General features: G+C 43.3%; 11 protein-coding genes. 6 read left to right on the top strand and 5 right to left on the bottom strand.

All coding sequences use genetic code 11. From position 1 onward, the window contains the following. Positions 1–148 precede the first annotated feature (148 nt). The 5 genes from RCZ04_RS10710 to RCZ04_RS10690 form a co-directional block, all read right to left on the bottom strand. A complete protein-coding gene (locus RCZ04_RS10710; RefSeq protein WP_460486031.1) occupies positions 149–1,855 on the bottom strand; it encodes an SLC13 family permease in 1,707 nt (568 codons plus the stop codon). Then, positions 1,852–2,325, bottom strand: coding sequence for a CYTH domain-containing protein (locus RCZ04_RS10705; RefSeq protein ID WP_460486030.1), 474 nt, complete (start codon positions 2,323–2,325; stop codon positions 1,852–1,854). The genes RCZ04_RS10710 and RCZ04_RS10705 overlap by 4 nt, the downstream gene beginning before the upstream one ends. Before the next feature lie 3 nt (positions 2,326–2,328). Beyond that, complete coding sequence (locus RCZ04_RS10700) at positions 2,329–2,973, bottom strand: hypothetical protein (protein WP_460486029.1); 645 nt, start codon at positions 2,971–2,973, stop codon at positions 2,329–2,331. Positions 2,974–3,131: 158 nt separating this feature from the next. After that, on the bottom strand, positions 3,132–3,962 hold the full coding sequence (locus RCZ04_RS10695) for a lamin tail domain-containing protein (protein WP_264860832.1): 831 nt from the start codon (positions 3,960–3,962) through the stop codon (positions 3,132–3,134). Positions 3,963–3,989: 27 nt separating this feature from the next. Then, a complete protein-coding gene (locus RCZ04_RS10690; RefSeq protein ID WP_002675531.1) occupies positions 3,990–5,351 on the bottom strand; it encodes an OprO/OprP family phosphate-selective porin in 1,362 nt (453 codons plus the stop codon). A gap of 859 nt (positions 5,352–6,210) precedes the next feature. On the opposite strand from RCZ04_RS10690, the gene RCZ04_RS10685 reads away from it, so the two are divergent. The 6 genes from RCZ04_RS10685 (at position 6,211) to RCZ04_RS10660 (ending at position 14,816) form a co-directional block, all read left to right on the top strand. Further along, the gene (locus RCZ04_RS10685) at positions 6,211–8,559 is read left to right on the top strand and encodes a hypothetical protein (RefSeq protein ID WP_460486028.1); all 2,349 of its coding nucleotides are present in this window, start codon (positions 6,211–6,213) and stop codon (positions 8,557–8,559) included. A 7-nt stretch (positions 8,560–8,566) separates the two neighbouring features. Continuing rightward, on the top strand, positions 8,567–9,406 hold the full coding sequence (locus RCZ04_RS10680; protein ID WP_460486027.1) for a prephenate dehydrogenase: 840 nt from the start codon (positions 8,567–8,569) through the stop codon (positions 9,404–9,406). A gap of 271 nt (positions 9,407–9,677) precedes the next feature. Continuing rightward, positions 9,678–10,610 carry a CdaR family protein gene (locus tag RCZ04_RS10675; protein WP_460486026.1) on the top strand — a complete coding sequence of 311 codons (933 nt, stop codon included), beginning with the start codon at positions 9,678–9,680 and terminating at the stop codon, positions 10,608–10,610. Continuing rightward, entirely contained in the window at positions 10,607–11,206 is a 600-nt protein-coding gene (gene coaE, locus RCZ04_RS10670; RefSeq protein ID WP_460486025.1) for a dephospho-CoA kinase, read from the top strand. Before RCZ04_RS10675 ends, coaE begins: the two co-directional genes overlap by 4 nt. A gap of 2 nt (positions 11,207–11,208) precedes the next feature. Beyond that, positions 11,209–11,898: a cytochrome c3 family protein gene (locus RCZ04_RS10665; protein ID WP_460486024.1), complete on the top strand. Its 690-nt coding sequence runs from the start codon at positions 11,209–11,211 to the stop codon at positions 11,896–11,898. Positions 11,899–11,921: 23 nt separating this feature from the next. Next, complete coding sequence (locus tag RCZ04_RS10660; RefSeq protein ID WP_460486023.1) at positions 11,922–14,816, top strand: 4Fe-4S dicluster domain-containing protein; 2,895 nt, start codon at positions 11,922–11,924, stop codon at positions 14,814–14,816. Positions 14,817–14,820: the final 4 nt, after the last annotated feature.

Below are 14,820 nucleotides of genomic sequence, written 5' to 3'. Positions count from 1 at the left end.
CAACCTTTTTTAGGACAGGACAGGTTTCCTTCGTCTTTCATCACTCATCACTCTTCATTACCTTTTATCTTTTACCTAATTTAAATTTTCCAATTCTCTCATTTTCTAATTTCCTAATTCTCCTTACCTTTTATCTTTTACCTTTTACCTAAAAGAACACTCCATTAGTAAATCCATACCACCGCAATACCGTTTCGCCCCATAAGAGTATCATCAACCAGCTAATGACCATCATCGTAATACCAAACTTGAAAGTATCACTCCAGCTGTATTGATTGGTAGTGTACAGCAGTGCGGCAGGTTTACTGTTAAACGGCAATACATACACGTGCCCCACAAGCATTGCTACGGGAAAAGCCAGACTCATAATTGGGTACCCGTTCTTTTGGGCTACCCCTATGGCAATAGGAATAAATATCAGTGTAAGCATTGTTTTAGATTGAAATATGAGCGAGAAAAGCAAAATCCCTCCTGTAAGTATCATATACAATACCCAAAACGGAGTGGCTTGAGTAATTCCTAAGCTACCAAAAAGAGCATCGATGAGCGTGCCAGGTAAACCCGTAGCGTCAAGTCCTGCCCCTAAGGTATAAGCTCCTGCCGAGAACAAAAGCAAATGCCAAGGAATGTCTACATCGTTCCATTTTACTACGCCTACGCCTGGAAGCAAGGCTACTACAGCCCCCATAAAAGCTACTGCCGTTTGGTTGATGCCGTGTTGCTTATCGGTAGCCCATAAAACAAGCACACAAACAAAAATAGCAATCGCCTTATACTCCTCAAACCTCATTTTGCCGAGCTTGTTGAGCTCTTCCCTAAGCCTGTCCATTCCGCCTTCAATCTGTGGCACGCGCTCTTCTTTTTTCAGTGGAAAATAAATTTTCGAGCCTACAAACCACGCGATGAGAATAAGCAATACGCTCATCGGGAAGGCTGCTTTAAACCAATCCTGATAACTAAAAGAGCCTATACCCATAGCACCAGCTATAAGAGAGCCCGCTAAAAGAGCTGCCCCTGAGCCTGTCAAGAAGGCATTAGCTCCTAAATTGATTTGAAAGAGGTTCTGCAATATCAAATTCCTACCGAAGTTATTGCGGTGTTCTCCTCCCGTAGCCCCGTAGATAGCGGCTATCACCATAAAAATAGGCAATAGTATAGCAGCTTTGGCAGTAGTTGCCGAAATAAATGCCGATAGCACTAAGTTAATAATGATAAAGCTTAGTATAATACCTCCCGAATTTCTGCCAAACTTCAGTACAAACCACAAGGCAAACCGTTTCGCTACCTGTGCCTTTACTAACATACTCGCCAAGATAAACGAAAGGATATTGAGCCACATCACTGGGTGTCCCAATTGGGCATATGCCGTCTTGTCCGTCGTGACTCCACACAACACAATCCCCAGTATAACTAATAGTGAAGTGAGGTAATTGGGGATTGCTTCGGTAATCCATAAAATAATAGCAGCTACAAAAATAGCCAACATCGCATAGTTGATGTGTATAAACTCGTTATGTGTTGCTTGTTGTAAGGTTGTTTTTTGCTCGTCCGAGAGTTTTTTTTCTCCCTTCATTGTAGCTGTCAGTTGTTTGGTTTTTGCCTTTTCTATTTGGGCATACCGCGCCATTGCCGATTCGGTAAGTGGTGTCGTCTTCTCATTGGTGTCTATTCGGTTGATAAACGAAATGTTGGCTACCCAGTAGATAAGTACAAAAGCGAGGATAGCAAGCGGTCCTCCAATGCGTTGGAGAAACCGCTCTACCCCTGTTTTTTGCACCTTTGGCAACTTTTCGATATGATAATTATTCATATCCAAAGGGTCAAAGGGTGGCGTGTGGTCGGTATTATTTGTCATTTCCAGTTCTTATATGGGTTCTTCATTAGCATCGAATTGTAATAACGCTTGTCGCCTGTTACTTCTTCACCCAACCACTCAGGGCGGGCAAAAGTAGCATTCTCGTCGGGTAATTCAATCTCTGCCATTACAAGTCCTTCGTTGTCTCCATAGAACTCGTCAATCTCAAAACAGTAATCGCCGTTCTTTACCAAATAACGAGTCTTGTCAATAATACCTGGTTCGCATAGCTTTAAGAGCTCTTGTACTTCGGCTACAGGTATTTCCTTTTCCCATTCAAACCGGCTCGCACCGCTTTCATTGCCGATGCCTTTTATCGTAATGAAACCTTTGTCGCCTTTTATGCGCACTCTCACGGTGCGTTCAGGTACGGAGCTCAAATAACCTTGAGTGATGCGAGTCGCCTTAAACGATGCTGCTTTATAGGCATCACTCTTCACCATAAATTTTCTTTCTATTTCTTGTGCCATAACTTAATTTGCTAAGGGTTTATGTGTCATTCCAATCACGCGTTTAATCGCTTGCAAGTAGTTGATGTTCTCTACTCCTTCCAATCCGCAATCGGCAATGGTTTTCTTTATATCCTCTATCTCGGTAGACTCTGAGTTAATGGTTTTCACCAAAGCCCCATTGATGTATACGTTACCGGTTTCGCAAATGGTATTGTTCACCATATAACCAAAACGCACCTTCTCAACGGTTACTGCTTGCAGGTCGGGGTGTGCTTCCACCATTTGTAAAAACTCCTCTAAGGTGTATTCTCCTTTGGTAAGCTCAGGCATTCCTTGCACTTTAAAAGCCGGAAATACTTCTTCTTTAAGTACTTTTGCCGAGATGGGAAACTCTCCTTTCATCAGTGGGTTCCATTGTTCTAAGCCATCTACCTTTTGCACAAAGGTTTTGATGTCCATCTTGCCATCGCGAATTTTAGTGTTGTTCACATCATTAGTCCTACTCACAATATAGGTTTCGGTACTGTGGCGTTCCCATACTTTTTCAGGAACTGGTACACTTAGGCGTGCCATACGCTCGGCTTGTTTAGCAAAGCAACGCCCAAAACTGCGAAACTCAAAACGCGGTTTAGAGATTTCGCCAATCTTTAATTCTTCTTTTGCCATAATTATGTTTTTATATCATTTATTGTTTAATTACTTATTTTACAACATTTTTCTATAATAACCGTCACTACACTCCCCCTTTGGAGGGGGTAGGGGGGAGGTTTGTATTTGTTTTACTGCCACTACATTATCCCTTTACGTCACTACACTCTCCTCTCTCATTGTTTTACCGTCTCATCTTCTGTTCCTGTCGCAGGATTCGCTTTCCCTTGAGTTGGGTCTGCTTGCATAAATTTACCTGTACCATCAGGACACCGGCTCCACGATTTCGTAACTGCCGCAAGACTCACTTTGCCCCAACCATCGCCTTTTTCACCTCGTTGGAAGGTGTTTAGTTTAGTTCCCTCAGGGCTGTAAAGCTCTATAAGCACATTTTTCTTGCTCGAAAAACCCGAACTGAACCCTCTCGGGGTAGTACCTTTGGCGCCTACGATAGCAAAATGTGAGTGAGGGGCTACCACTTCTCCCTCAATACCCGTCCACGTAAGTTCTTCGTCTTTTTTAATGGTTACGTCTTTTAGTTTGATAGGAGTGTCGCCGTTGTTGTAAAGTTCTATAAATTTTTCGGCATCGGCGCCTGCTCCGTAAAGTTCGTTGAGAACCAATTTAGTGTAGTCCGAAGGCTTATCGCCTACCACATAGCTACTTTCTTTTACGGTCGAAAATCCTGCGGTATTCACTACTGTTACTTTGTAGGTTACTTTTGTTTTATCGGCTTGTGCCGGAATAGTCCCTGTAAAAGTATTGTCCTTGCCCGTCATCGCTACGGTTTGGTTGCCTGCTCCTGCGTTGTAAACCAAAGTTACTGTCGAAGGTGCTTGTAGTCCCGGAGCTATTACAGCGGTTACCACTACGTTGTCAGTCGAGGTAGGGGCTGCGGGAGTAAGCTTCACCGATTTGATAGTCGAAGCTCCCTCGTACACTGCATCTTTCACACAACCTGCTGTGATGACCAATATTAATAGAAGTATGTATCTTAAACTTTTCATTTTAGTAATGGTTTAAAGGGTGAATGTTTAAAAATTAATTTCAAAGCGCATAGCGAGCATATGGTAGCTCACACCGCCTTTGCCTTTGCCTTCCACCGCTTTTTTATAATCGGTAGTTGGGGCTCCTGTGGCATCGTGCCCAATAATCAGTTTGCCTCTGCCGTTTGCATAACGGTCGTTGTTGGTATACTGATAGTTCAGAGCTATTTTCACGTTGTTATTCACATAAAAGTTCAACCCCGTAGTGAAGTTTGCTCCTGAACCACCATACACGTCTTTGTCGTTCAAGCTGAGGTAATCACAGCGCATTGCCAGCTCCACATCACCCCATTCCTTGCCTCGGGTAGGCTGAGTAAACTCACCTTCCGATACGTTAAACTTCTGTTTGCCACCAAAGAGCAAATACGCTGCTTGCACATACCAACCCGTGAAATTGTAATAGGTAGCTTCCGTAGTAACGTGGTTGCCTATCCACTCTCCTTGTACGCGGAAGCCTCCGTAGTAAGCAGCGGCTTCTACCCCGCGCAACCATTCGTGGTCTACATTGGGTATAACATCAGTGTCTAAGTACTTTTTGCGGTTAATCGAGGTAGAGTTGCGGGTACTGAAACGCGCTCCGCCGTAATCCTTAGGCGCTACATCAGTTTTAGGAGTGCGGTAAGAGCCCTTAACTCCTAAATAACAACCTTGCATACGGTCTTCGGTATAAGGCATCCAGCCCACTTTACTGGTGATTGAATACCCCTGGTTGCGTCCGTAATCCTTATTGTTGTCTTGCACATTGGTCACTTCCTCAACGCCAGCTACTCGTTGCAAAAACATACCAAGCGAAGCCCTAAAATGGTCGCGCAAGTACTCTCCTTGAATACCCAAATGCCGTGACGGCACTAAGGCTTTACACACCATAGGGCGTTCCATAAAGGTTAAGTAACGCGAACTGGTAGTTTGCTCCATCGAGAAATCTTCTTTGAAGTTTCCCACCTTCAAGGCTACGTTCTTAATCCCGTCGTATTCCACGATAGCATCTTTAAGTTCAAAAATACCATCGGCGAAATCAACGTCCACTTCACCGTACCAATCTTTGGTAACTTGTGCCTTTACGGCAAATCGAGCACGGCGAATAGAAGCGCCGTTGCCTATCTTGTCGTAATCGCTCTTAGCGCCAAAAAACGTAGCAGCATCCACTTGCACACGGTTGTCAAACCAAAACTTATAGTTCTGATGTTTTGATTCAAAAACCAAGATGTTGTTACGTGCCTCTGAGCGAAGTTCTTTTCTATCGACTGCCACGCCATATTGGTTATAGCGAATGGTATCGAGCTCTTGGGCTATAGCTGTACTGAAGAAAGACAGCAATAGCCCCCAAATTAAAAAGGGTAACTTTTTCATCGGTTAAAATAATGTTTCTTAATGGAGTTGGTAAATTATTATTATAGTTCTTTTAACGCCACAAAGGTAAAAACTATTTTCTAATTAGCAATGAATAATTTTCTTTTTTTTTTGATTTAAGCTGAAAAATCCTTAATTTTAACATAACACCCCTTTATCTCACCTCTATCTTACTTTCGATTATTTTTCTATTTTCAATTTTTAACTATTCACTGTTTAACCGTTCACTATCAACTCTTTCTATAATTTTATCCTACCATACCCCTATCTCTTCCCTTTTCCGTCATACTCCCCCTAGCACCTATGACCTAAGCCCTCCCACATCACCCATTTTCTCATTTTCAATTTTGCTAATTCCCTAATTATCCCTTCTCCTTTCCGTCATACTCCCCCCTAGTGCCTATGGCCTAAGACCTAGTGCCTCTTCCTCTTTCTTTCGCCTCGAAACCCCGTTTTTAACATTTTTATCACTGTTGTATTATATTATGAATCAACTATTTATACACCCTTTCTATACCAATCGTCCAAGATTCGTATAAGCTTCCTATAAGCTCCCTATAAGCTAACCCCACCCAAATTACAGCTTATTTTTTACCTCTTACCTCAACACACCCTTCCGTTTCTTTTCGTTATCTTTTTACAGTCCCAATATTCCCATTTGCTATTCGAATTTCTTTTGCGGTATACACTTTGCTAAAGTTAATCGCCCGTCGTGCTACGACCTTTGGCAAAGTTGATTATCGGTATTATTGGCATTTCTGGCATCATCAGCATTATCAGCATTTTTGGTATTAAAATTTTTTTTCCTACCTTTGCACTTCATTGCATATTACACTGCTTTCATTGAAACATCTTAATTATGCGCATTCTTTTTTACATAACGCTATTTTTATCGCTACTCGCCTGCGATTCCAAAGAGAAGAAAGAGGAGGTAACACCCTTGCTCTTCCCCGATAATACGCAAATGCTTTTCCGCATCAACGATAAAGATAACTTCCTCAGTGCCATTGCTAACAATACCTTTTGGAAGACGCACAATCCTCATCAGTTGCGCCCACACGAGGTAAAACTCCTTAATAGCATTCCCACCGATGATAACTTGTGGGTAGCTTTTGATACCGAAGGTCATTTCTTTGCCATAACTCCCCGTATTAGCAACGATACTATTAGTTTTTGGCGCAATGCCGATACTCAAATCCAAAAACAAGCTCAGTTTGGTAAAGAATGGTTTTACACCATAGCCGATAACAACTTAGTTATAGGCGATTCCGAGACCGTTTCGGCTTATCAACAACTGAAACAAGAAACTAAAACTCCACGACAACAGTCTTTGGAACAACTCCAAAAAGTAGGTAATACCGAATGCGTTGCCACTCTTTTCTTCCAAAAAGACGAAGCAAATGCTTACTTCAAATCGTTCTTCGGAACCGAGATATTACAAAATGTAAAAGATTGGGTCTCTCTCGACCTTTTCTTAGAAGAAAACAACATACGTTTTAGCGGTATGGCACTCATTGCCAATGCCAATGCCGATATAATGGCACACACCTTACCCTATCAAAACAATGTGTTAAACGTACTTCCCGCACGCTTGCGTTCACTCGTTTCTTACACTTTCGACGACGGCGATAAGCTCGCTCAAAACGATAGTACAGCTACCAATAATCCGTTTAAAACCTCTATCAATGGGGTAGCTTTTGCTCAAACCTCCGAAGGTCAATTTGCGGTCGCCTCTTCTTTTGATGTAGATGAAACCATCAAACAGTTGCCCGTACTCTCTGAAGACTTTCAGCACAACTTCTCTATGTACGAACTAAACCCCGACCTCCCAATGGATTTTTTCACCGCTTTTGTACCTCAGTTTGTCCCTAAATACGTCGGAGTGTATGAAAAGTTTCTCGTGTTTACTACCACCAAAGACCTTCTTACCTCAGTAATCAACGATATGCAACGAGGCAATGTGCTTTCAGCCAATAAATCTTACGATTGGTTAGAACAAAACAGTGCTTCCAACGTAAGTGTTACACGGCTCACAAATCTTTATGACAACACAGCTTTTAGCAGTAAATATCCTTATATAGCCGAAAACTATCGCTGGGCAGTATTCCAACAAACCCCTCAAAACGACTATTACGTGCTCAATTTCATCAGTCAAAAACAAACTGAAAGCACTCTTTCCGATGAGATGAAAGAACGTTTCCGCCTTACGTTAGACGACCAAATGGTTATCCCTCCTACTATTCTCTTAAACCACCGCACCAAACAACTCGAAATAGCCGTGCAAGACACCAATAACGATTTATATCTGATAGGTAACAACGGTTCTCTCTTGTGGAAAAAACGCTTAGACGGAAAGATACAAAGCCCTATTTACCAGGTCGATTTATTTAAAAACGGCTTCTTGCAAATGGCTTTCACTACCGAAAAGTCTATCTGGATTATTGACCGCAACGGCAATGTGGTAGAGCCTTTCCCTCTAAAGTATCAAAACCCTATCACACCTTTGGAGGTGTTCGATTACGATAGCAATCGCGAATACCGCTTCCTCTTTGCCGAAAACAATATCTTGCACCTGTTAGACAGAAAAGGACAACAAGTGAAAGGCTTCTTACAGCGCACCAATGGGAAACCTTTGTTTACTCCTAAGCATTACCGTTTCAATGGCAAAGACTATCTTATCTACCCTTCCGATAATGGTGTCTTTAACATCTTGCACCGCAACGGCGAAAACAGAATAACAGTAAAGGGTAACTATCGTTTCTCTAACAATCCTCCTTTGGTATTCAATAACTTGTTTATGTTCACCACTCAAGAAGGTAACCTTATTTCTATAGATGAGAAAGGAGGAATGAATCGCACAAATCCATCGCTGGTAGAACCCTTTTATTGGGAAGGTAATCGTTATGCACTTACCTCTCTTTCGGGCAACATACTTACCATAGGCGGGCAACGCATTGAACTTCCCGAAGGTAAATATGCCCGTCCTAAACAGTTCCGTATTCGTGGCATCAACTACGTCTCAGTAAACGAACAAAACACCAAAAAAGCCTATTTATACGACGAAAAAGGAAAATTGTTAAAAGACTTTCCCGTAGAATCAGTATCCCCCATTGCGATAGATGTAGATTTAGATAAATCTATTTGGATAGTTACTGAAAAATCACCCACTGAACTGGTGCTCTACACTATGAAACAATTAGCTAATTAATATCGAATTGAAAAAAGCAGTCATCATAGGCTTAGGTCTCATAGGAGGTTCCTTTGCCTTAGAATTGAAGAAACGTTTGGGTTACCGTATTGCGGGTATTGACCTAAACCCTAATCATATAGAAAAAGCCTTAGCCTTAGGTATCATCGATGAAAGTACAGATTACAACCATCTCACCGATGCCGACCTCGTGCTCATAGCGGTACCTGTGAACCACATAGGCGAAGTGCTCTTGCAAGTATTAGATAAAATAGGCGAACAAACCTTAGTAATGGACGCCGGTTCGGTAAAAGGTCACATCTGTGAAGTAGTAGCTACACACCCTCGCAGACAAAACTTTGTTGCTGCGCACCCTATGGCAGGTACCGAGCATTCAGGACCTGAGGCAGCGCTTTACGACCTCTTCGATGGGAAAGTAATGGCACTTTGTGAAGTAGAAAAAAGCGATTGGCAACTGCTTGACCGTGCCCTCAGTATTGTAAAAGCCCTAAATATGCGCGTAAAGATGATGCACCCTTCTGACCACGACTTGCATACCGCTTACGTATCGCACCTCTCACACGTGAGTTCGTTTATGCTGGGCAAAACCGTTTTAGAGATAGAGAAAGACGAAGCTCAAATCTTCGATTTAGCCAGCACAGGTTTTGCCTCAACGGTGCGTTTGGCAAAAAGCGATGCCCAGATGTGGTGTCCTATCTTCTTAGAAAACAAAGATAATGTACTCAAAGCCCTCAATGAATATATCAAGAACTTAGAAGCTTTCAGAACCCTCATCGAAACTGAACAATCCGAAGCCCTTACCCAAAGTATCCACGAAGCCAATTACATTAGGAAAATACTGAAATAATATTTTAATGCCAGAAATGCCAATAATACCCAACGGGTATATATGTGAGCTGTAACGCGTATATACCCGTTTAGTGATAGATATATACCGCTGACCTCACAGGTATATACCGCCGACTTCACAGGTATATACCGCCGACTTCACAGGTATATACTGCTAAGTATATACTTTTTTAGTAATAGGTATATACCGTATTAAAGTATTAATAAGTATTATTTTGCGCTCTCAATAAAAGTTTATACCTTTGCCACAAATTTACCTATTACCTGTTATGAAGCGCTTTCGCCTATTTTTTACAAACCGCCGCACTCTCACTTTTGTGATTTGCCTGTTGCTCTCGATATTTATCTGGTCGCTGATGAAACTCTCAAAAAACCTTATCAGAGAGCTATCAGTGCCTGTGATGGTAATCAATCCGCCTGCCGACAAAGTGCTCTTGCCCTCTACCCCTAACTACGTAAAAATATTGGTGGAAGGCAATGGCTTTTCACTACTGAAATCGTACCGCCAAAACGCTACGCTCACCGTAGATTTCTCCGATTTGCAAGAGGTGGGCGAAAACTTCTACACGCTCTCCAAAAACAGTAAAGATAAACTCAGTAATACTTACCTCTCTAACTTCAGAATACGCTCGGTAGTTTCAGATACTATCCAACTCTATTTAGCGCCTAAACACTCTAAAAAAATACCCGTAGTGGTGCGCCTGAACGTGGAATTTCCTAAGGAATACCAACTCACCGAACTGCGCCTCACTCCCGATTCGGTAGTAGCGACGGGTAGCCAAAAAGTAATCGACACCCTCACGCAGGTAACTTTTCAATACCGACATAAGCGTCCGCTGAAAGACAATTTTGGGGAGACTTACACGCTGAAAAACACTCCTTGGGTGCACTACAACGCTCATAAAATTGTGATGCAAGCCTTTGTAGATAAGGTGAGCGAACAGGAACTCACGGTGCCTGTGAAGGTGGTGGGTGCCCCTAAGGGCAGTCAGGTGAAGGTATTTCCCAGCGAGGTGAGCGTACTTTGTACTGGTGAATTGGCAATCCTCAAAACCCTCACCCCTGATGATATTCAGGTCATTGCCGATGTGTGTGAAGCCAACGGCAGCAACATTCCGCTACAGCTCAGCACCCACAAACGCCGCGTGAAAATGACCTTTATGAAAGAAAATACCGTTGATTTTTTGATACGCAAAGAATGATAGTAGTAGGACTTACAGGAGGTATCGGCAGTGGCAAGAGCACCATTGCCCGCGAGTTTGCCGCTTTGGGCATTCCCGTTTTCAATTCGGATACTGAAGCCAAGCACCTCATTGCCAATGATGCTGAGGTAAAGCGCCGTATCATCGAAGTTTTTGGCGAAGAGGCTTATACAGGCGATGAATACAACCGCGCTTATATCGCTAAAATCGTATTCAGCAACCCCGAAAAGTTGGCATTACTGAACGGCATTGTACACCCTGCTTTGGCCGAATATTTCAAAAAGTGGACAGCCCAGCAAACGGCTCCTTATGTAATCAAAGAAGCGGCGATTCTCTTTGAGAGTGGCAGCTATCAAGATTGTGATTTTATCATCACCGTTACTGCCCCCGAGGAAGTGCGTATTGCCCGCACTATCGCCCGCGACCATTGCACCGAAGCCCAAGTGCGTGCGCGTATGGCACAGCAGTGGAACGACTCTCAACGTATCGCATTATCCGATGCTGTGATTGAAAATATCGACTTAGAAAAAGCTAAAAAAGAAGTAATTAAGATACATAACACTTTGTCAAAGTCCAAGGACTTTGACAAAGTCTAAAAATGAAAAAACTCATCCTTATCATCACCATACTCCTTGCCTTTCTGGGCATTACCTACGCTCTTTACGCCTTTCTGATGCAGATAGGGGTAGACGAGGGCTATGAACCTATACAACCTATTCACTTCTCTCACAAAATTCACGCAGGTGATAACCAAATCGATTGTAAATATTGCCATTCAGGGGCGCGGACTTCGGCAGTAGCAGGCGTGCCCTCACTCAATGTGTGTATGGGTTGCCACAATACCATTTCGGAATATGAGGGTGAGGAGGATCTCACCAATGGTTACACTAAAGAATTTTATACCAAAGAAATCAAGAAATTATACGAAGCAGTAGGCTGGGACGAGCAGAAATTTCGCTATACGGGTACTCCTAAAGGGGTGCAGTGGGTGCGCATTCACAAACTCCCCGACTTTACTTATTTCAATCACAGTCAGCACGTAGCAGTGGGTGGATTGGAATGTCAGAAATGCCACGGAGAAGTACAACAAATGGAGGTGGTACACCAGCACGCTCCTCTTACGATGGGGTGGTGTATAGAGTGCCATCGCCAAATGCCTGTGAATGCTAACAACCCTTATTATCAGCACTATGAAGAAGTGCACAAGGCTTTGGCTAAAAAGCTAAATGTTAGCAAACTAACCGTTGCCGAAATGGGAGGCTTAGAATGTGCTAAATGCCACTATTGATAATTACGAATTACAAGTTACGAATGACTAAAGAAACTCTACATAATATATCAACATCACGGCGGGATTTCCTAAAATTCTTAGGTTTTTCTACAGCGGTGGTTGCCTTGGCAGGTTGCGAAGGGGCGGTACACAAAACGATTCCGTATGTAATACAGCCCGAAAGCATTGTAGCAGGTGAAGCCAATTATTACGCTACTTGCATCGCCGATGGTTTTGACTTTGCCAGCGTACTGGTGAAAACTCGCGAAGGGCGACCCATTGCTGTATTGCGCAACCCCGAAGCCAAAGCAGGAGGGGCAGTGAATGCAAGGATATTGGCATCGGTATTGAGTTTATACGATGAAAATAGGAAACCTCCCACCATTGCAAGGGAAGGCTTTTGGCAGAAAATTGAGACCGATACTCTTTCAGCCTTAGAGAAAGCAAAAGCTAAAGGGAAGCAAATTGTGATGCTCAGTCAAACACTCGCGAGTCCGTCGAGTTATGCCTTAATAGAACTATTAAAAGAAAAATACCCTACCTTTAAACTCGTAGAATACGATACAGTATCAGAAGATGCTACTCTCACCGCTTTTGAATGGCGCTATGGATTGCGTGCAATGCCCGATTACGATTTCAGCAAGGCAAAGCTCATCGTTTCTTTTGATGCCAATTTCTTGGGCGATTGGAATGGCGGAGGCTATGAAGCAGGCTATGCGCAAGGGCGTATCCCCAGCAAAGCAAACGGAATGTCGCGCCATATTCAGTTGGAAGCCAACCTCAGCCTTACAGGCGCTAATGCCGATGAGCGTATCGCACTCACTCCTGACCAAGTGAAAAAAGCATTGGCTTACTGTTTCCAATACCTAAAAGGTTTTGAGGAGAATGAGCAATTTCATTTCCCAACCTCTATTATAGAAAAAGAGGAGAATAAAGTTACTATTGAAGACAAAATAAAGAAAATAGCTTCCGAACTCAAAAAAGCGGGTAGCAAAGCCTTAGTAGTAACAGGTATTGATAGCGTTGAAGCTCAATTAATCGCTTTTGCTATCAATGAACATCTCCAAAGTGAAGCTTTCTCGCCTCAAACTCCCGTGCTTACCCGTAAAGGTAATGTTAAAGCTCTACAACAGCTACTCACCGATATGAACGAAGGTAAGGTAGGTGCTCTCTTTATCAACAATCTCAACCTCTTATACTGTTTGCCTAACGCCGAAGTGTTTGCCACAGGCTTGAAGAAAGTACCTTTTTCGGTATCCTTTGCGATGCGCGCTGATGAAACTGCCCAGCAAACGACCCTTTGGGCACCTCAACCTCATTATTTAGAGTCGTGGGGCGATGTAGAATTCAAATACGGGCACTACGGACTGATGCAGCCTTGTATACGTCCGCTTTTCAATACCCACCAATGGCAAGACTGTTTTTTACAATGGATAGGACACAATGAAAGCTATTACGATTTTATCAAAGCTCATTGGGAAGCTCATATCTTAAAAGGATTTTCTTGGGAACAAGCCTTACACGATGGCACATTTGTAAAAGAAGATTTAAAATCTTTTGAGTTGCCAAAAGAAGAAAAAATCCCTTCACTGAGGAAACCGCCTATGACCCTCACACGTGAGGAAACTTTAAGGCTAATAGGCACAGTACTTCCCAGAGAATTAGTAGAAACACCTTTTGAACTTTCTCTCTACACCAGCACCGCTTTGGGCGATGGGCAGCAGGCTAACAATCCTTGGCTACAAGAGCTCCCCGACCCTATCCACCGCACTACGTGGGATAACTTCCTCACGATGCACCCCAGCGATGCCCAGCGTCTAAATATTGAGAATTGGCACACTGCTGATGGTGCTTTGGACGGGCATCAGGCGAAAATCAGTGCTAACGGCAAAAGTATCATCGCTCCCGTACTTATCACCCCTGCACAAGCGCAAGGAAGTGTGGGGCTTGCCTTAGGTTATGGGCGCAAGGCAGGCATACAAGCCGAAATGCAAATAGGCGTGAATGCCTTCCCTCTTTATAAAGACCATTGTAAAAACCAAGGCGTACAGATAGAAAAAGCAGACGGCACACACGAATTTGCCTGCTTGCAACTGCAAAATGAATTAGTAGGGCGTAAAAATATCCTGAAAGAAATCAGTTTAGATACTTTCTTAAACTCCTCTGCCGAAGTATGGAACCCTCAACCCTCTAAAACCAAGAAAGACCCTACTACCCCACATCACTTTAAACTCTCTATCGACCTGAATGCTTGCACAGGTTGTGCGGCTTGTGTGATCGCTTGCCACGCGGAGAACAATGTGCCCGTAGTAGGCAAAGAAGAAGTGCGTCGCTCGCGCGATATGCACTGGTTGCGCATCGACCGTTATGAATCAAGAGAAAACGAACAAAGGTGCGTAGGCTTTCAGCCCGTGATGTGTCAGCATTGTAATAATGCCCCTTGTGAGACTGTTTGCCCTGTAATCGCTACCGCTCACGGACAGCAAGGACAAAACCAAATGGCTTACAATCGCTGTGTAGGTACGCGTTATTGCGCCAACAACTGCCCTTACAAAGTACGCCGATTCAACTGGTTTCAGTATAGTGAAAACAAGCAGTTCAACTACAATATGAACAACGAAATAGGGCGTATGGTGCTCAACCCCGATGTAACGGTACGTTCGCGAGGGGTAATGGAAAAGTGTTCCCTCTGTATCCAGAACACCCAAGCGGTAATACTGAAAGCCAAAAGAGAAGGTCGTGCGGTCGCCCCAGGAGAGTTCAACAATGTAGTAGCTTGTGCCGCTGCTTGTAATACAGGAGCTATGGTATTTGGCGATGCTAACGAAGAAGGAAGCAAAATCGCCCAACTCAGTGCCAGCGATCGTATGTATCAGCTTTTAGCAGAGCTGGGGACAGACCCTAATGTGGTGTATCAAGTGAAAGTTAGGAATTAGAAGT

The sequence above is a fragment of the Capnocytophaga sp. HP1101 genome (assembly GCF_054772415.1).
Note: the sequence above shows the minus strand (reverse complement) of the source record. Positions and strands in the feature narration are given on the sequence as shown.

What these genes read in the sequence shown, in the direction of transcription:
- RCZ04_RS10710 (WP_460486031.1), bottom strand. Translation starts at nt 1,855, where the DNA reads ATGACAAATAATACCGACCACACGCCACCCTTTGACCCTTTGGATATG.
- RCZ04_RS10705 (WP_460486030.1), bottom strand. Translation starts at nt 2,325, where the DNA reads ATGGCACAAGAAATAGAAAGAAAATTTATGGTGAAGAGTGATGCCTAT.
- RCZ04_RS10700 (WP_460486029.1), bottom strand. Translation starts at nt 2,973, where the DNA reads ATGGCAAAAGAAGAATTAAAGATTGGCGAAATCTCTAAACCGCGTTTT.
- RCZ04_RS10695 (WP_264860832.1), bottom strand. Translation starts at nt 3,962, where the DNA reads ATGAAAAGTTTAAGATACATACTTCTATTAATATTGGTCATCACAGCA.
- RCZ04_RS10690 (WP_002675531.1), bottom strand. Translation starts at nt 5,351, where the DNA reads ATGAAAAAGTTACCCTTTTTAATTTGGGGGCTATTGCTGTCTTTCTTC.
- RCZ04_RS10685 (WP_460486028.1), top strand. Translation starts at nt 6,211, where the DNA reads ATGCGCATTCTTTTTTACATAACGCTATTTTTATCGCTACTCGCCTGC.
- RCZ04_RS10675 (WP_460486026.1), top strand. Translation starts at nt 9,678, where the DNA reads ATGAAGCGCTTTCGCCTATTTTTTACAAACCGCCGCACTCTCACTTTT.
- coaE (WP_460486025.1), top strand. Translation starts at nt 10,607, where the DNA reads ATGATAGTAGTAGGACTTACAGGAGGTATCGGCAGTGGCAAGAGCACC.
- RCZ04_RS10665 (WP_460486024.1), top strand. Translation starts at nt 11,209, where the DNA reads ATGAAAAAACTCATCCTTATCATCACCATACTCCTTGCCTTTCTGGGC.
- RCZ04_RS10660 (WP_460486023.1), top strand. Translation starts at nt 11,922, where the DNA reads ATGACTAAAGAAACTCTACATAATATATCAACATCACGGCGGGATTTC.